Here is a 17,114-nt window from a genome sequence, read left to right on the forward strand (position 1 = left end):
AATGCCCGCTATCGCCCAGGATATGCCGGCCGCGCCGCCACCTGCTCCGATGCCGCAAACCGCACCGATGCCGCCCGCCCCGCCGCCAGTCGATCCGGCAGCAGTAGCTCCACCGACGGACCCTGTCGCGCCTGCGCCGATGCCGCCAGCACCGATGGCGGACGCGGCGCCGGCTCCAACGACCGACGGCAATTACCCGATGTGCACGAAGACGATCGTCGATCATTGCACCGAGCGCTCGAATGCTCGGGGCGAGCGGCTGCATTCGACCCCCCGCAAGCCGGGCTAACCCCCAAGCCGCGAACGAATTGGCCGGCGCGATGACCTCATCGGGCCGGCCTTTTCATGTTTCCGGTATGGCAGGCTTGCGCTGCCAGTTGGTTCGCTTAGGAAGCGCTCCAGATCAATCGGGAGCGAGTTAATGACCATCCGTTTCGACGACAAGGTAGCGATCGTCACCGGCGCCGGCGGCGGGTTGGGGCGCGAATATGCGCTGGCGCTGGCAAAGCGCGGCGCGAAGGTCGTGGTCAACGATCTGGGCGGCGCGCGTGACGGCACCGGCCATTCGGACGCCGCGCTCAAGGTCGTCGAGGAGATCGAGGCAGCGGGCGGCACCGCGATGTCGAACGGCGGGAGCGTCACCGAATATCAGCAGATGGTCGAGATGGTCGCCAAGGCCAAGGAAGCGTGGGGCGGCGTCCACATCCTGATCAACAACGCCGGCGTGCTGCGCGACAAGAGCTTCGCGAAGATGGAACCGGAAGATTTCCGCTTCGTCGTCGATGTCCACCTCAACGGGTCGGCCAACGTTACCAAGGCGGTATGGGAGACGATGCGCGAGCAGGCCTATGGCCGCATCCTGATGACGGCCTCATCGACCGGGCTGTTCGGCAATTTCGGCCAGGCCAATTACGGCGCCGCCAAGCTCGGCCTCGCCGGACTAACCAAAACGCTCTACCTTGAGGGCGCCAAGTACAACATCAAGGTCAACACGATTGCGCCCACCGCGGGCACGCGGATGACCGAGGACCTGTTCCCCGCCGAGGCGTTCAAGGCGTTTTCGCCCGACAAGGTCGCACCGGCCGCATTGTACCTGGTCAGCGAGGATGCACCGTCCAACGCGATCGTCGGTGCGGGCGCGGGCGTGTTCCAGGCAGCGTACGTGACGCTGACCGCGGGCAAGCTGCTGGCCGGCGACGAACTCTCGCCCGAAGGCGTCGCGGCGCACTGGGCGGAAATCACCGACCGCACCGGCGAAATCGTGCCCGCTTCGGGCAGCGAACAGGGAATGTCGATCATGAAAAAGGTCATGGCCGGCTAATCGCTTTCTACACAGTTAGTGTATTGCTACACTAACTCACCTATGCTATGGCGGTGCTCCAACAGGAGAGAATTGCCATGTACAGCGAAAGCGATCTGGAGGGCGCGGTGGCGGCGGGGGTCTTGCCCCTGACCACCGCCGACGCTTTCCGGCAGCACGTCGCCACCACGCGCTCGACGCCCGCGGTGGACGAAGAGAGTTTCCGGTTGCTGACCGGGTTCAACGATATTTTCGTCGGCATCGCCATCGCGCTGCTGCTCGCGGCACTCGCGCAGCTCGGCGACTGGTTCAACCATGCGCTGGCGGGCGCCGCCGTCGCGGCCGCGGCGTGGACCCTGGCCGAATATTTCACGCGCCGCCGCCATATGGCGCTGCCCAGCATCATCCTGCTGCTCGCGTTCGTCGGCGGAGTCGCCGCGACGATGGTAGGCGCACTGGTCGATCTCAACCCCGATTGGAGCGACCGCACCAATGCGCTGGTCGGGTCGGGGATCGCTATGGTGACCGTCGGCGCGACGTGGCTGCACTGGAAGCGCTTCATGGTGCCGATCACCGTCGCGGTCGGCGCGGCGGGGCTGGTTGCGGTCGCAATTGGCATCTTCTTCGCCATCACCCACGGCAGCGAGCAGGCGATCTTCCCGCTCGTCCTGGTCGGTGGGCTTGCCACCTTCGCGCTGGCGATGTGGTGGGACGGGACCGACCTCAAGCGCCAGACGCGGCGTAGCGACGTGGCGTTCTGGCTGCATCTCGCCGCCGCACCGATGATCGCGCATCCGGTGTTCCACATGCTCGGCGTGTTCGAGGGCGATATCGGCGTGGTGCAGGCCGTGATCGTGATGGCGCTGTACGTGGTGTTCGCGATCATCGCCTTGGCGATCGACCGTCGCGCGTTGCTCGTGTCGAGCCTGGCCTATGTACTCTACGCGCTGTCGACGCTGTTCCACCAGGCGGGTGCGGTCGAGCTGTCGATGGCGTTCACTGCCTTGGTGATCGGATCGGCGCTGCTGTCGCTGTCGGCGTTCTGGCAGCCGATGCGCCGTGCGGTGGTCGGTACGCTGGGCGACCTCGGCGACCGTCTGCCGCCGGTGCAGATGCCTGTCGCAGCCTAACTCTTTCGCTTGGTCACGAGCGATCCCTCGCCCGGCGGTCTTTGACTGCCGGGCTTTTTTTTGACGCCTCCCCGGCGAAGGCCGGGATCCAGTTGCGGGCTGCTCGATACTGGGTCCCGGCCTTCGCCGGGGAGGCATCATTTTATGCGGCCGCGTGGTTCGCGGCGACAAGCTAGTCCTCGATCAGCTTCATCAGCCGCCGCTCGACCGGCGCCAGCACCGGGCCAAGTTCGTGGCCGCGCTTCAACACCATGCCCTGTTCGTTGACCAGCGCCCACATCCCCTGCTTGTTGCGCAGGTCGGGGCGTTTCTCGATGCGGATTTCAGGCCGCTCGGTAGCACGGCGGAATGCGGCGAAGACCGCGGCGTCGCGGCTGAATTCGATCGCATAGTCGCGCCAATGCCCGGCGGCGACCATCCGGCCGTATAAATCGAGGATGCGCGTCAGTTCAAGGCGCTCGAAGCCGATCTGGCTCGGCGCGCGGCCTTGCAGCGGGAATGGCGTTACCGTTCCCATCAAGCGCGGTCGCGCATGTCTTCTTGCTCGGCAAGCAGCGCGTCGAGGCGTTTGCGCAGCGTCTCGATCTCACAGCGCAGCAGTTCGAGCTTCTGCGTCTGCGGGTCGAACTGTTCGCTGCACGGCGTGCCGTAAGCGAGGAACTGTTTTTCGCCCTTGCCCTCGACCATCGTCGCACGCGCCGGAATGCCGACCATCACCGCGCCCTCGGGCACGTTCTTGGTGACCACCGCATTGGCCCCGATCCGCGCACCGGTGGCGACGGTGATCGGCCCCAGCACCTGCGCGCCCGACCCGATGATGACGTTATCGGCAATGGTCGGGTGACGCTTCCCCGCCACGCCGTCGGCGGGGTTGGTGCCGCCCAGCGTCACGCACTGGTAGATCGTCACGTTGTCGCCGATCACGGCGGTTTCGCCGATCACCGTGAAGCCATGGTCGATGAACAAGTTCTTCCCGATTACCGCGCCCGGATGGATATCGATCGCGGTAAAGAACCGCGCGATATGATTCACCCAGCGCGCGAAGAAGAACAGCCGCGCGCGGTACAAGCTGTGCGCCACCCGGTGATAGGCGACCGCCCATACTCCCGGATAGAGCAGGATTTCCATGCGCGAGCGCGGCGCGGGATCGCGCGCGCGGATCGAATCGAGATATGCCCTCAGGCCGGCCATTGGCGGTGTCCCCTACGCCTTGAGCGCGATATCTAGGCGTTCGGATCGCCGATTTCCAGAACCAGCCTGTCGCGGCTTGGATCGCGCAAACCCTATCTTTGTTGTCGGATTTCGGGATTCGCGGCATGTCTGGGCGCGAAACGAGCCGGAGTTTGCCTTGTTCGACCTGTCGGCCGCCGCCATTGAGACAATCCTGCCCTTCATCGCGATCGGCTTTGCCGCGCAATTGATCGACGGCGCGCTCGGCATGGCGTTCGGGCTGATCAACTCGACCTTGCTGGTCAGCGTCATGGGCATGCCCCCTGCCCTCGCCTCAGCCAGCGTCCATGCGGTCGAAACCTTCACCACCGCTGCTTCCGGCACCAGCCACATCCTGCACAAGAACGTCAATTGGAGGCTATTTCGCCGGCTTGTGATCCCCGGAATGATCGGCGGGGCGCTCGGCGCCTATGTCTTGTCGAGTGTTGATGCCTCGGTCGCGCGTCCGTTCGTCATGGCATATCTGGCTGCGACCGGGCTATATCTGCTGTATCGCGCCTACCGCGGTCGGGTTGAGCCGAAGACGCCGCGGATCATCGAGCCGCTAGGCTTGGCTGGCGGGTTTCTCGACGCTGCCGGGGGCGGCGGTTGGGGGCCGGTGGTGACCAGCAACCTGCTGGTCCAGGGATCAAGCCCGCGCGAAACGATCGGCACTGTCAACACATCCGAATTCTTCCTGACCGCCACGATCTCGGCCACGTTCATCGCCAGCCTGGGCTTCGCGGCGTTTACGATCCAGACGCTGGGGATTCTGATCGGCGGATTGCTCGCGGCCCCGCTCGGCGGCGTGCTCGCAAAGCGCGTACCGGCGCGACCGCTAATGGCGATGGTCGGCGTGCTGCTGACGATCACCAGCGCGTTTTCGATTTGGCAGGCACTGAGCAAATAGCCGCAGCCACTTAATCAACGTCCGCTGATCGCGTAAGGCGATCACATGACGACCTACCTCCCGACCCTCAAGCAACTCCAATACCTCGTCGCGCTGAAGGATCACGGCCATTTCGGCCGCGCGGCGGAGGCTTGCTTCGTCACGCAATCGACCATGTCGGCGGGGATCCGCGAACTGGAGACGCTGATCGGCGTGGTGCTGGTCGAGCGCACGCGCCGTGTCGTCCGCTTCACGCCGCTGGGCGACCGTATCGCCGACAAGGCGCGCCGCGTGATTCGCGAGTCCGAGGAACTGGCCGACATGGCGCGCGCGGCCGGGCGTCCCTTGTCGGGCGAAATGCGGATGAGCGTCATTCCGACGATCGCCCCGTTCATGCTGCCGCGCATCCTGCCGGCGCTGCGGCGCGACTATCCCGACCTCAAGCTGTTCCTGCGCGAAGAGACGACCGGGACAGCGTGCGAGGGGCTGCACAACGGCCGCACCGACTGCGTGCTGCTGGCGCTGCCTTATGCCTGTGGCGAAGTTTCGACCGCGCCGTTGTTCGAAGACCGCCTGTTCGTCACCTTTCCCGACGGCGATCTGCCCGTTCCGCCCGCGACGATCGCAGCCGACGATATCGACGAGACTCGGCTGCTGCTGCTTGAGGACGGGCATTGCCTGAAGGATCACGCGCTGGCGGCGTGCAACCGCCCCGAACTCGGCGCGCGGGCGATGATGCTGGGGACGTCGCTGCATACCATCGTTCAGATGGTCGACAATGGCCTAGGCGTGACGATGCTGCCCGAAATGGCGATCGCGGCGGGGATATTGGAGCATACGCGAGTGTCCGCGCGGCCGCTGGCGTCGGAGCACGCGACTCGGACCATCGCGTTGGTGTGGCGGCGGGCGAGTCCGCGGGAACGCGACTTCAACTTGTTGGCCGACGTGCTGAGGGCGGCCATCTGACCTCTTTTCGTCACCCCGGCCTTGTGCCGGGGTCTGCGTTTCCTCACCCAATGGCCGTCATTGTTGCGCGGCGGACCCCGGCACAAGGCCGGGGTGACGGCTAGTTATTCCATCTCTCCGCCGCATCGTGATCGCTGGCTCGTTCCCCGACCCAAGCCATCGCATCTCCGCGCCTCTCCCGCTTCCAGAACGGTGCATCGGTCTTCAGCCGGTCGATGAGGAACGCGCACGCCTCCTGCGCCGCCGAGCGATGCGGTGCGGAAGCGCCGACGAACACGATTCGCTCGCCCGGCTTCATCGCGCCGACGCGGTGGACGATCGTCGCCCCGGTCAGCTTCCAGCGAGCGACCGCATCCGCCGCCAATTTCTCCAGCGCAGCTTCGGTCGCGCCGGGATAATGTTCGAGTAGTAATTCGCCGACCCCGTCGTCTGCGCGGACCAGCCCGGTGAAGGTCGCGACCGCGCCACCGCCCGCCGTTTCAAGCGCTCCCAATTCGGCGGCAATATCCACCGGCGCTTCGCTGACCAGGACGCGGATCATCCGCCCGTTACCGGAGGAAAGATCGCCACCTCGCGCGCTGCACCCAATTGCGTGTCGAGCGGCACGAACACCTGATCGACCGCGACGCGAAGCTTCGCAGTGTCGGTGAGCACATCGTATCCGGGCCGCTCGGCCAGCCAGCCGATCAAGTCGGCGACGGTAACCACTTCGGCGGGCGGTTCGACCCGCTCCTGCCCCTTGCCGATGCCTTCACGAACCCAGGCGAAGTAAAGCACGTCCACGCTCAATCCATGTGCTTCAGGCCGAAGCGCAGATAATCCCAGCCGGTGATGCACGTCAGGATCGCCGCACCCCAGAGCGACGCCAGCCCGACGGTATGCACCCACGACCAATACGGCAGCGCGCCGGCGAGGATCAGCGCGCCCAACGCCACCAGTTGCAATGTCGTCTTCCACTTGGCGAGTTGCGAGACCGGCACCGACACCTGGATGCCGCCGAGGAACTCGCGCAAACCCGACACCATGATCTCGCGCAGCAGGATGATCATCGCCGCGATCAAATGCCATCCACCGATATCGCGCGTCGCGACCAGCATCAGCACGACTGCGGCGACCATGATCTTGTCGGCGATTGGGTCGAGGAAGATGCCGAGCTTCGACACCGTGCCCTGCGCGCGCGCCAGATAACCGTCGAGGTAGTCGGTCAGCGCGATCAGCGAGTAGAGCACGAACGCCACCGCATAGCCCGCCGGCCATCCCGGCCACCACAAACACGCGACGAGGACCGGCACGCCGACGATGCGCGACAAGGTCAGGATGTTGGGAAGCGTCCACATTTTCCCGGTCCTAGCCTCCCTGGCCCGGCGCGAAAAGTGCCGACGGGCAAACCCGGTTTACGAAACAGCGATTGTCGCGGGTGTTCGCGCTGGGCTAAGAGCCGCGCTTCATGACGGCCAACGGGGCACCACACATTCCATGCTGAACGCGCTCGGTCTCATGAAGGAGCGCCGTTTCCTGCCGCTGTTCGTCACGCAGTTCCTCGGCGCCTTCAACGACAATCTGTTCAAACAGGCGATGGTGCTGGTCGTCGTCTACCAGATCTACAACGACCCGGCGCAGGAACAGAGCTTCAACGGCCTGGCGAGCGCGCTCAGCATTATCGCGTTCGTGCTGCTGTCCGCGCTCGCCGGACAATTGGCCGACGCGTTCGACAAGACGCGGATCATCCGCATCGTCAAAACCGCTGAGATCGCCATCATGGTCGTCGGCGGGGCGGGGCTGTTGCTGGCCAAGGCGGGGCACACCAATATCGGCATGGTGCTGATGCTCGCCACGATCTTCGCGCTCGGCGTGCACTCGACCTTTTTCGGGCCGATCAAATACGCGATCCTGCCGCAGCATCTGAAGGAAGACGAGGTGCTGGGCGGCACCGGACTGGTCGAATCGGCGACCTATATCGCGATCCTGCTCGGCACCGTGCTGGCCGGCTTCATGAAGGTCGAACATGCGGTGATCGGGACGCTCGTCGTTGCCGGGATCGGTTGGCTGGCCGCGCGCCAAGTCCCACCCGCGCCGCGTCAGGGACCAAAGCTCAAGATCAACTACAACCCGTTTACGTCGTCGTGGCGGCTGATTTCGGGCACGATGCATATCCCGCGGCTGTTCCTGGCGATTTGCGCGATCAGTTTTTTCTGGACGATGGGGATCGTCCTGATCGTGATCTTCACTCCGCTCGCCAAGAACGTGCTGACCGCCGACAAGCACGTCGCGACGTTGCTGACGGCCTTGTTCTCGGTCGGCATTGCGGTGGGGTCGGTGGCGATCAACTCGCTGCTCAAGGGGCACACGTCGGCCAAATACGGCCCGATCACGGTGCTGATCATGGGCGCGTTCGTCATCCTGTTCTCGGTGCTGTGCCAGATGTGGCCGGCCGCGCCGGCGGGACATCTCTACGGCACACTGGAATTCATCGCGATCCCCTATGCCTGGCTCGCCATCGCGGCGTTGATCGGGATCGCCGTGTTCGGCGGGATGTTCGTCGTGCCGCTCTACGCCTTCCTGACGACGACGGTGCACAAGGACGAGACCGCGCGGACGGTCGCGGCGAACAATGTGGTCAATTCAGGCGCGATGGCGGTGGGCTCTGTCGCAGTGTCGCTGCTGACGCATTGGGGCGTCGGGTCGGCCCACATGCTCTATCTGGTCGCGGCGATGTGCCCGGTATCGGCGTGGCTGGCGTGGAAGCTTCACAAAGCCTGCGATTGAGCAGGCGCACCGCGAGACGTCAGAAGATCAGTGTGTAGATACAGACGAAGAACGCGGTGAAGCTCAGCACGAAGAGCTTGAGCTCGCTATCCTCGTTGCGCGCGGCATCGGTGCGCACCGCGATACGTTGGCGGAAGGAATGGCTGGGCCCGCGCGGGCGACGTGCGAAACTGCGTGACATAGGCAGCAGTTAACGCGCCGTTTACGATTCCGGCCAGCACAAAGAACGGTTAACCGCCGTCCGCTTTCGGGACGGGTGCTGTACAGCCGGCCAGGCCGCGAGATCACATCACGGTATCTCGAACAGCCCCGCCGCGCCCATGCCTCCCGCGGTGCACATCGAGACGACGACATATTGCACCCCGCGCTTGCGGCCCTCGATCAGCGCGTGGCCGACCAGCCGCGAGCCGGTCATCCCGAACGGGTGCCCGACCGCGATTGCACCGCCGTTGACGTTGAGCTTGGCAGCGTCGATCCCGAGTTTATCGCGGCAATAGAGGCATTGCGACGCGAACGCTTCGTTGATCTCCCACAGGCCGATATCGCCGATGCTCAGCCCCGCGCGCTTGAGTAGCTTGGGGATCGCGAACACCGGGCCGATCCCCATCTCATCGGGCTCGCAGCCGGCGACCTGGAACCCACGATAGATGCCGAGGATCTCCTTGCCCTCGGCCTCGGCCGTCTTGCGCTCCATCAGGATCTGCGCCGCCGCCCCGTCGGACAGCTGCGACGCATTGCCCGCGGTAATCGACTTACCTTCCTTGATGACGAGGCCGTCCTTGAAAACCGTGCGCAGCCCGGACAGGATTTCCGCGGTCGTCCCGCCGCGAATACCCTCGTCCTGCGTGACAGTGACCGCTTCGGTGCCGATCTGGTTGCCTTCTTTGTCGAAATTCGCCTTCTCGACCGTGATCGGCGCGATCTCCTCGGCAAACGCACCCTTTTGCAATCCGTCAAACGCGCGTTGCTGGCTCATCGCGGCGAACTCGTCCTGCGCCTCGCGGCTTATACTGTAGCGTTCGGCGACCACTTCGGCGGTCTCGATCATCGGCATATAAGCGTAGGGCTTCTTCGCGATCACCGAGGCGTTCTGATACGGTTTCCCCGCCTGCTTCATCGTCAGCGTGATCGATTCCATCCCGCCCGCCAGCGCGACGTCGAGCTCGTCGCACATGATCCCGCGTGCCGCGAGCGCGATCGCGGTCACCCCTGACCCGCACTTCCGGTCGAGCGTGAACGCCGGCACGCTGGTCGGCAGCCCGGCGGCGAAGATCGTGTTGCGCGCAACGTTGTACCCCTGCGTCCCCCATTCGTTGCCCGCGCCATAGAAGACGTCGTCGATCCGCGCCGGGTCGATCCCCGCCCGCTCGACCGCCGCGTTCATCACGTGTGCGCCGATCACCGGCGCTTCGGTCGCGTTGAAATAGCCGCGCCCGGCCTTGCCGATGCCCGTCCGGGCGGTGGAAACGATAACGGCTTCGCGCATGGAGGCTCTCCCTTGTTGCCGAGGACACTAGCGCGCGCCGCACCGCTCCGCCAGAATGCGGCCATGACCATCGCACCGCTCGCCGCCCGCTCGTTGTTGTTCGCCCCCGGCGACTCGCCGCGCAAGCTCGAAAAAGCCGGGCTTAGCGCCGCCGATCTCGTCATTATCGACCTCGAGGATGCCGTCGCCGACAACGCCAAGGCGGAGGCACGGATCGCGGTCGCGCAGCACCTGAAGACCGCGCACCGCCGTCAGCCGCATTGGGTGCGGATCAACCCGCTCGACAGCCCCCACGCGCTGCCCGATCTGGCGGCAATCGTAGAGTCACGGCCCGATGGCGTCATGCTGCCAAAGGCGACTCGCGCCGACGCCGACCGGCTCGACAACTACCTGACCGCGCTGGAAACCGCCGCCGGACTACCGGTCGGCGAGATCGCGGTGCTGGTGCTCGCGACCGAGACCGCGGCGGGCATCTTCGACCTCGGCAACTATGCCGGCTGCCCACGTCTCGCGGCGTTGAGCTGGGGGGCGGAGGACAGCGCGACCGCGCTAGGCGCGACCGGCAATCGCGACGAGAATGGCGCATACGACTTCCCATACCAGATGTTTCGCGCGCTGACGCTGACCGGCGCAGCCGCCGCCGGCGTAACGGCGATCGAGACGATCCACGGCGACTTCCGCGACCTGGACGGCCTCGACTCGGTCGCGCGCACTGCCCGCCGCGCCGGATTTCGCGGGATGCTCGCGATCCACCCCGACCAGATCCCGGTGATCAACACGGCCTTCTCGCCCAGCGCGGAGGAAATCGCCCATGCCGAAGCGATCGTCGCGGCGTTCGACGCCAATCCCGGCGCGGGCACGGTCGGGCTCGACGGCGCGATGCTCGACATGCCGCATTTGAAGCGCGCGCGCGCGGTGCTGGCGATGCGGCGATAAGGAAAAGCGGTTGCAAGCTACCGATGGTAGCGGAGGAGGGACTTGAACCCCCGACCCCAGGATTATGATTCCCGTGCTCTAACCAGCTGAGCTACTCCGCCCAACCGCTTCGGAAGCGGGCCTATAGGAGCGCCGCCGCCGCCGGGTCAAGCGCACATGTGGCGCGACAGCGGCTCCCACGGGCCGGCGCGATACCACCAGGCGGCATAGTCCGCGACTACGAGCGGACGCGGGCGGAAATCGGCTTGGAGCTTGGTGAGCAAGGTGCGGGCTTCGGCGGGATCCACCTTGTTCTGGATCGTGACGTGCGGGCGCCAGCCGGCCTGGTCCTGGGGCGTCAGCAAGCCGGCCCAGATATCGGCCAGATGGGCGCGAACTTCCTCGAGCGCTGGACTGTCGATGCGATAGGCGACACCCCTTCCCAACGACATCAAACCCGCGATTCGCGCCGTCGGTGCCCCTGCCCGCGCCGCCTCGCCCAGCCTCTGCCGCACCTCGCCTTCCAGCGAGGGCGGCAAGTGATGAAACATCGTCAGATGCGCCTTGAGGAAGTTACGCTCGGGCGGGAAATGCGCCGCACGCTGGCGGTCGAACCACGCCTGATCCTCGCCGCCAAACAACGCCGTGACGATGATCGGCGCGGCATCGGTCAAATCTCGACCTGGCTCCCCAGCTCGACCACGCGGTTGGTCGGCAGGCGGAAGAATTCCATCGCGCTTTCGGCATTGCGCAGCATCCACGCGAACAGCTTTTCGCGCCACAGCGCCATCCCCGGCTTGGCCGACGGGAGCAACGTCTGCCGCGCGAGGAAGAAGCTGGTGTCCATCATCTTGAACTTGTCGCCGCACCCGCCGACCAGGTTGAGCGCCGCGGGCACGTCGGGCTCTTCCATGAAGCCGTATTTGAGCACGACGCGGTGGAAGCCGTGGCCGAGATGGTCGAGATACACGCGCTCGCCCACCGGGTGATAGGGCACGTCGGCGATCTTGACGGTCAACAGGATGATCCGTTCGTGGAGCACCTTGTTGTGTTTGAGGTTGTGGAGCAGCGCGTGCGGCACGCCGTCGGGCGACGAAGTCATGAATACGGCGGTCCCGGGCACGCGGCTGGCATGCGACGCGGCGGACTGGATGAACACCTTGATCGGCATCGCCGCCTCGCGCAGCCGCGCCATCATCAGCTGGCGGCCCTTCGCCCAGGTCGTCAGGATCGTGAAGACGATCACCCCGACCAGCAACGGGAACCAGCCGCCGTCGGGGATCTTGGTCAGATTGGCCGACAGATAGGCGCCGTCGACCAGGAACAGGACCGCCAGCAACGGGATCGCCGCCCATTTCGGCCAGTTCCACAACCGGAACAGCACGACCGCCAGCAGGCAGGTGTCGATCGTCATCGCCCCGGTCACCGCGATGCCATACGCGCTCGTCAGGTTGGACGAAGTACGGAAGAACGCGACCAGGATCAGCACCATCACCAGCAACAGCCAGTTGATCAACGGAATGTAGATCTGCCCGGCGGTCGACGCGCTGGTATGCTCGATCCTGAGGCGCGGCACGAAGCCGAGCTGGATCGCCTGTTGCGTGACCGAAAACGCGCCGGAGATCACCGCTTGCGATGCGATCACCGCCGCCGCGGTGGCCAGAATGACGAGCGGCAGCTGGAGATATTCGGGGGCAAGCAAGTAGAACGGGCTTTCGAGCGCCGCCTTCCCCGCGCGCGTGAGCAATGCGGCCTGGCCCATATAGTTGAGGATCAACGCCGGCAGTACGAAGAACAGCCACGAAATGCCGATCGGCTTGCGCCCGAAATGCCCCATATCGGCGTAGAGCGCCTCCGCCCCCGTCACCGCGAGCACGACCGACCCGAGCGCCAGGAACGCGCGGCGCGGGTCGACCAGAAAGAACTCCACCGCATAATGCGGCGAAAACGCCGCAAGCACGCCCGGGGTCTGCCAGATGCTGAGCACGCCAAGCGTCGCGATGACCGCGAAATAGAGCAGCATGATCGGCCCGAAGAACAGCCCGACCCGCGCCGTACCGTTCTTCTGGATCGCGAACAGGAAGATCAGGATCGCCGCGACGATCGGCAGGACGAGGTGCCCCAGGCCCGGCTGCGCCACCGCGAGCCCCTCGACCGCCGACAGGACCGACACCGCGGGCGTGATCATGCTGTCGCCGTAGAACAAGGATGTGGCGAACACGCCGAGCAGGATAATCCCGGCGGACCATCGCTTGGTCTTGGTCCGCCCCGAAATCAGCGCGAGCAGCGCCAGGCTGCCGCCCTCGCCCTTGTTGTCGGCGCGCATGATGATCGCGACGTATTTGACCGTCACGACGATCATCATCGACCAGAACATCAGGCTGGTGACGCCCATGATGTGCGCATGGTCGAGGCTCAGCTTGTGATGACCGTTGAACGTCTCGCGAAACGCGTAGAGCGGGCTGGTGCCGATATCGCCGAACACGATGCCGATCGCGCCGACCGCGAGTTTGATGATGCCGTCCTTACCGTGCCCATGCGCGTGCGCGGCGGGCGCGATATCTTCGCGTCCGGACGGTTCGGTGGCGGCGGGTTGGGTAGGCTCGCTCACGCGAACGTAATGTTGGTCATGACGACCGTTGATAGCCCCTGTTCACGGTGGCGGCCCCCTAGCATTGCGAAAGAACGCCCGCAACGGAACATTGGATGCATCGTTACGGTCGGCGAATTACTTCGCGAATGACGAAATGCGAGGCGAGCCGCGTGACACCGGGCAACCGCGACAGCGTCTCGCGGTGGATCCGCTCGAAACTGTCGTCGCGCTTGACCTCGACATGGAGCATGTAATCGGCCTCGCCGCTCATCAGGAAGCAATCGCGAATCTCGGGCACATCGAGGATTTCGGCCTCGAATTCGGCCATCGTTTCCTGGCGCTGGTCGCGCAATGTGACGTTGACCATCACCACGCTGGGATTGCCCCGCGCCTCGCGCGACAGCACCGCGCGGAACCCCGCGATCAGCCCGCGGTCGCGCAATTGCCCGACGCGGCGATGCGCGGCGCTGGCCGACAATCCGACCTTCTCGCCAAGTTCGGCGCTGGTCAGGTCGGAATTGGCCACGAGCTGGCCGAGTATCCTCCGGTCGAGATGATCGAGCATTTTTCCTCACAAACCGAATATTTGCGCGACAGTATCCCACTTCAATAACTTACTGCGGATAATTTTGCGACCTTCTCCCGCCCGTCTGGCTGTATTCCCGCTCTAACGGAATAGGAGAGCGAAATGCGAGTCGGCGTCCCCAAGGAAATCAAGAACCACGAATACCGCGTCGGTCTGACCCCCGCCTCGGTCGCCGAACTGGTCCATGCCGGCCACGAAGTGATCGTCGAGACCAAGGCGGGCAACGGCATCGATCTCGAGGACAGCGCTTATACTGACGCCGGTGCGCGGATCGTCCCCACGGCAGCCGACGTGTTCGACCAGGCCGAGATGATCGTGAAGGTCAAGGAGCCGCAGCAGGTCGAAATCGCGATGCTCAAGCCGCATCACCTTCTTTTCACCTATCTCCACCTTGCCGCCGACAAGCCGCAGGCCGAAGGACTCATGAAGTCGGGTGCGACCTGCATCGCGTACGAGACCGTGACTGACCGCAAGGGCGGCCTCCCGCTGCTCAAGCCGATGTCCGAAGTCGCCGGCCGCATGTCGGTCCAGGTCGGCGCGCATTATCTCGAGAAAGAACAGGGCGGCCGCGGCGTGCTGCTCGGCGGTGTCCCCGGCGTCGCCCCGGCCAAGGTCGCGATCCTCGGCGGCGGCATTTCGGGCGTCAACGCGGCGCAAATGGCGGTCGGCATGCGCGCCGACGTGACGATCTACGACATTTCGAACGACCGCCTCGCCGAACTCGACATGTTCTTCTCGTCGCAGATCAAGACCGAATTCGCGTCGAAGGCGGCGATCGCCGAAGCCGTCAAGCATGCCAACCTGGTGATCGGCGCGGTACTGGTCCCCGGTGCAGCGGCTCCCAAGCTGGTCACGCGCGACATGATCAAGACGATGCAGCGCGGATCGGTGCTGGTCGATATCGCGATCGACCAGGGCGGCTGTTTCGAGACCAGCCATGCGACCACCCACGAAGACCCGGTGTTCGTGATCGATGGCGTCATCCACTATTGCGTCGCCAACATGCCCGGCGCGGTCGCCCGCACCTCAGCCTTCGCACTGAACAACGCCACACTGCCGTTTGCGTTGCGGCTCGCCAATATGGGTGCCGAAGCCGCGATGAAGGCCGATCCGCACCTCGCCGCGGGTCTCAACGTCTACAAGGGCAAGATCGCATTCAAGGCGGTCGCCGACGATCTCGATTTGCCGTTCGAGGCGTGGACCGCTTAACGCGCCCCGCCGGGCTGAGCGAGATACGCATCGAGCAAGGCCAATCGCTTGGCGATGGCGTCACGATACTCCGACTGCGGCGGCGCAAGCGCCAGCGCGCGCGCCCAATAGGGCCGCGCCGCCGCCGGCTGTCCGTCGCGCAGATAGGCCCAGCCGAGAAAAAAGGGCGGCCCGGGATGGTCGGGCGCCAGCCGCATCGCCTGATTATAGGCGAATAACGATGTCGGCGAAACGAACCCGTGATCGTGGAGCGCGGCGACATTACCGAGTTCGGTCCAGAACGCGACGTTCTTCGGCGCGTATCGCACCGCGCCGATCACCACGTCCGCCGCCAATTGCGTGTCGCCGGCGTCGAGCTCCCGGTCTGAAATACCGAAATAGATCGATTCGCCGCCAAACCGCCCGAACATCGCGTCGCGCATCTGTATGTAGCCCGGATCGACCGGCAACTTGACCGCGTCCGCCTTGACCGGATGCCCGCTCAGTGCCGGTTCGCCCTGCCGGGCATAACCGGCGGCACCGAGCATCAGCGCCGATCCGACCATCGACCACAGCAATTTCGGAACACGCAGCAGGGCGAGCAATGCCGCCGCTGTCGCCCCAAGCGTCGCGAGGATGATCCAGCCCATCGGTCATGCTTCCAATGTAGGATTTCGTGTGTCAACGCCGCGGACTGCTCTTTCTCATCGTCGATCCGTTTTTGCGGCCTTCGCGCGAACGCGAACTATTGCTCGCGCGCGTAGGGGTGAGACTTTTGCGACGTTAGGACCGCAGGTCGTTTACGCGGCCCTTCGTCACCTTCCCGCCAATGCACGGCCTCAGCCGCGCCCGATCAGCCGCCGCGCGATCGCGTCCGCCACGTCCGATGCCGGCGCGCTGGTGCGGTCGCTTTCGTCCCACACTTCGACCAGCCGTTCGGGGATGCGGGCGATCCGCGCCTCGACTTCGGCTTGATCGCCCTGGCCGAGATATTCGAGGCCCACGTTGATGATCCCGCCCGCGTTGATCACGTAATCGGGGGCATAGAGGATGCCGCTGGCATGAAGCCGCGCACCGTCCGCCTTTGTTTCGAGCTGGTTGTTCGCGCCGCCGGCGATGACCTTGGTATTGAGCGCGGCGATCGACGTCTCGGTCAGGATCGCACCAAGCGCGTTCGGGCTGACCACGTCGGCGGCGACGGTCAGGATGTCGTCGGTCGAAACGGTATCCGCGCCGAGTTCGGCCGCCAGCGCCTTGGCGCGGTCGGCGTTGACGTCGGCAAGCGTTAGCTTCGCACCGTCCTTCGCCAGCAGCTTGGCCAGCCCGCCGCCGACGCTGCCGACGCCCTGGATCGCGACGTGCACGCCGGCCATCGTCTCAACGCCGAGCGCGCGCTGCGCCGCCGCCTTGACGCCTTGATACACACCGCTCGCGGTGTACGGCCCGGGATCGCCCCCCGCCCCGCCCGCCGCGACTGGCAGGCCCGAGACGTGGCGAGTCTTGGTCGCAATGATCTTCATGCTGGCTTCGGACATGCCGACATCCTCGGCCGTCACATACCGCCCGCCGAGCGATTCGACCGCGCGGCCGAACGCTTCGAGCTGTGCGTCGGAGATCATATCGCCGGGCTTCGCCGCGAGCACCACGCCCTTGCCGCCACCGAGCGGCAGCCCGGCCATCGCATTCTTGTAGCTCATGCCGCGCGACAGCCGCAGCGCGTCGGTGATCGCGCGATCGCTGTCGGCATAATGCCAGAAACGCACGCCCCCCGCCGCCGGTCCCAATGTGGTCGAATGGACCGCGATCACTGCCTGCAGACCCGACGCCGGATCGGTGAACAGATGGACGCCTTCATGGTCGTCGAAATCAGGGAAACCCCAGTTGGTCACGGGAACGCCTTTTAGGAAAAATGGGGCGACCGACGGGACTTGAACCCGCAACATCCGGCATCACAAGCCGACGCTCTAACCAATTGAACTACGATCGCCGCGAAGCCGTGGCCCCTAGCGGGCGGCGGGTAGCATGGTCAAGGCCGTCAGAAGTTTCCCGCCACCGTAAGGCTGTAACCGGCGCCCACTTGCCTGAA

General features: G+C 65.1%; 20 protein-coding genes and 2 tRNA genes. 8 read left to right on the forward strand and 14 right to left on the reverse strand.

The annotated features are described in order from the left end of the window. From JWM94_RS04210 to JWM94_RS04220, 3 genes are all read left to right on the forward strand, one after another. The coding region (locus tag JWM94_RS04210) for a hypothetical protein (RefSeq protein ID WP_299422203.1) at positions 1–289 on the forward strand (289 nt) is incomplete at its 5' end. A gap of 132 nt (positions 290–421) precedes the next feature. Continuing rightward, positions 422–1,321 (forward strand): SDR family NAD(P)-dependent oxidoreductase, encoded by a 900-nt coding sequence (locus tag JWM94_RS04215; protein ID WP_299422205.1) that lies wholly within the window; start codon positions 422–424, stop codon positions 1,319–1,321. A gap of 77 nt (positions 1,322–1,398) precedes the next feature. Then, a complete protein-coding gene (locus tag JWM94_RS04220) occupies positions 1,399–2,430 on the forward strand; it encodes a hypothetical protein (RefSeq protein ID WP_299422208.1) in 1,032 nt (343 codons plus the stop codon). A gap of 172 nt (positions 2,431–2,602) precedes the next feature. On the opposite strand, the gene JWM94_RS04225 is transcribed toward JWM94_RS04220, so the two are convergent. Together JWM94_RS04225 and epsC are read right to left on the reverse strand one after the other, a co-directional pair. Beyond that, positions 2,603–2,947, reverse strand: coding sequence for a DUF2794 domain-containing protein (locus tag JWM94_RS04225; protein WP_299422247.1), 345 nt, complete (start codon positions 2,945–2,947; stop codon positions 2,603–2,605). Next, positions 2,947–3,621 carry a serine O-acetyltransferase EpsC gene (gene epsC, locus JWM94_RS04230; protein ID WP_299422210.1) on the reverse strand — a complete coding sequence of 225 codons (675 nt, stop codon included), beginning with the start codon at positions 3,619–3,621 and terminating at the stop codon, positions 2,947–2,949. Before epsC ends, JWM94_RS04225 begins: the two co-directional genes overlap by 1 nt. 157 nt (positions 3,622–3,778) lie before the next feature. Between epsC and JWM94_RS04235 the strand changes: the two genes are divergently transcribed. Beyond that, positions 3,779–4,549 (forward strand): sulfite exporter TauE/SafE family protein, encoded by a 771-nt coding sequence (locus JWM94_RS04235; protein ID WP_299422212.1) that lies wholly within the window; start codon positions 3,779–3,781, stop codon positions 4,547–4,549. A gap of 45 nt (positions 4,550–4,594) precedes the next feature. Further along, entirely contained in the window at positions 4,595–5,494 is a 900-nt protein-coding gene (locus JWM94_RS04240) for a hydrogen peroxide-inducible genes activator (protein ID WP_299422215.1), read from the forward strand. 100 nt (positions 5,495–5,594) lie between these two features. On the opposite strand, the gene JWM94_RS04245 is transcribed toward JWM94_RS04240, so the two are convergent. From JWM94_RS04245 to pgsA, 3 genes are read right to left on the reverse strand one after another with little or no spacing between them, the layout of a single operon-like run. Next, positions 5,595–6,035: a molybdenum cofactor biosynthesis protein MoaE gene (locus JWM94_RS04245; RefSeq protein ID WP_299422217.1), complete on the reverse strand. Its 441-nt coding sequence runs from the start codon at positions 6,033–6,035 to the stop codon at positions 5,595–5,597. Then, entirely contained in the window at positions 6,032–6,283 is a 252-nt protein-coding gene (gene moaD / locus JWM94_RS04250; RefSeq protein ID WP_299422220.1) for a molybdopterin converting factor subunit 1, read from the reverse strand. Before moaD ends, JWM94_RS04245 begins: the two co-directional genes overlap by 4 nt. Beyond that, the gene (gene pgsA / locus JWM94_RS04255) at positions 6,280–6,831 is read right to left on the reverse strand and encodes a CDP-diacylglycerol--glycerol-3-phosphate 3-phosphatidyltransferase (RefSeq protein ID WP_299422222.1); all 552 of its coding nucleotides are present in this window, start codon (positions 6,829–6,831) and stop codon (positions 6,280–6,282) included. Before pgsA ends, moaD begins: the two co-directional genes overlap by 4 nt. 139 nt (positions 6,832–6,970) lie before the next feature. Here pgsA and JWM94_RS04260 point away from each other — a divergent pair, with 139 nt between their 5' ends. After that, positions 6,971–8,260: an MFS transporter gene (locus tag JWM94_RS04260; protein WP_299422225.1), complete on the forward strand. Its 1,290-nt coding sequence runs from the start codon at positions 6,971–6,973 to the stop codon at positions 8,258–8,260. Positions 8,261–8,279: 19 nt separating this feature from the next. Here the strand turns inward: JWM94_RS04260 and JWM94_RS04265 are convergent, their stop codons facing one another. Further along, a complete protein-coding gene (locus JWM94_RS04265; RefSeq protein WP_299422227.1) occupies positions 8,280–8,441 on the reverse strand; it encodes a hypothetical protein in 162 nt (53 codons plus the stop codon). A gap of 108 nt (positions 8,442–8,549) precedes the next feature. Beyond that, positions 8,550–9,746: an acetyl-CoA C-acyltransferase gene (locus JWM94_RS04270; RefSeq protein WP_299422230.1), complete on the reverse strand. Its 1,197-nt coding sequence runs from the start codon at positions 9,744–9,746 to the stop codon at positions 8,550–8,552. Between the two features lie 63 nt (positions 9,747–9,809). On the opposite strand from JWM94_RS04270, the gene JWM94_RS04275 reads away from it, so the two are divergent. Then, the gene (locus tag JWM94_RS04275) at positions 9,810–10,682 is read left to right on the forward strand and encodes a CoA ester lyase (protein ID WP_299422232.1); all 873 of its coding nucleotides are present in this window, start codon (positions 9,810–9,812) and stop codon (positions 10,680–10,682) included. Between the two features lie 24 nt (positions 10,683–10,706). Here the strand turns inward: JWM94_RS04275 and JWM94_RS04280 are convergent. The 4 genes from JWM94_RS04280 to JWM94_RS04295 form a co-directional block, all read right to left on the reverse strand. Continuing rightward, a tRNA-Met gene (locus tag JWM94_RS04280) sits at positions 10,707–10,783 on the reverse strand. A 45-nt stretch (positions 10,784–10,828) separates the two neighbouring features. Then, the gene (locus JWM94_RS04285; protein WP_299422234.1) at positions 10,829–11,335 is read right to left on the reverse strand and encodes a 2'-5' RNA ligase family protein; all 507 of its coding nucleotides are present in this window, start codon (positions 11,333–11,335) and stop codon (positions 10,829–10,831) included. Then, positions 11,332–13,221 (reverse strand): potassium transporter Kup, encoded by a 1,890-nt coding sequence (locus tag JWM94_RS04290; protein ID WP_299422250.1) that lies wholly within the window; start codon positions 13,219–13,221, stop codon positions 11,332–11,334. The genes JWM94_RS04285 and JWM94_RS04290 overlap by 4 nt, the downstream gene beginning before the upstream one ends. A 154-nt stretch (positions 13,222–13,375) precedes the next feature. Beyond that, complete coding sequence (locus tag JWM94_RS04295) at positions 13,376–13,819, reverse strand: Lrp/AsnC family transcriptional regulator (protein ID WP_299422237.1); 444 nt, start codon at positions 13,817–13,819, stop codon at positions 13,376–13,378. A gap of 123 nt (positions 13,820–13,942) precedes the next feature. On the opposite strand from JWM94_RS04295, the gene ald reads away from it, so the two are divergent. Beyond that, positions 13,943–15,049 carry an alanine dehydrogenase gene (ald, locus tag JWM94_RS04300; RefSeq protein ID WP_299422240.1) on the forward strand — a complete coding sequence of 369 codons (1,107 nt, stop codon included), beginning with the start codon at positions 13,943–13,945 and terminating at the stop codon, positions 15,047–15,049. On the opposite strand, the gene JWM94_RS04305 is transcribed toward ald, so the two are convergent. The 3 genes from JWM94_RS04305 to JWM94_RS04315 all read right to left on the reverse strand — a co-directional run bounded on the left by JWM94_RS04305 (position 15,046) and on the right by JWM94_RS04315 (position 17,015). Continuing rightward, a complete protein-coding gene (locus tag JWM94_RS04305) occupies positions 15,046–15,678 on the reverse strand; it encodes a hypothetical protein (protein WP_299422242.1) in 633 nt (210 codons plus the stop codon). The two genes, ald and JWM94_RS04305, sit on opposite strands and share 4 nt — an antisense overlap. Positions 15,679–15,867: 189 nt before the next feature. Further along, entirely contained in the window at positions 15,868–16,917 is a 1,050-nt protein-coding gene (locus JWM94_RS04310) for a Glu/Leu/Phe/Val dehydrogenase dimerization domain-containing protein (RefSeq protein WP_299422244.1), read from the reverse strand. Between the two features lie 21 nt (positions 16,918–16,938). Then, a tRNA-His gene (locus JWM94_RS04315) sits at positions 16,939–17,015 on the reverse strand. Between the last annotated feature and the right edge of the window lie 99 nt (positions 17,016–17,114).

Source organism: Sphingomonas bacterium (assembly GCF_028289855.1).
Classification (GTDB): domain Bacteria; phylum Pseudomonadota; class Alphaproteobacteria; order Sphingomonadales; family Sphingomonadaceae; genus Sphingomonas.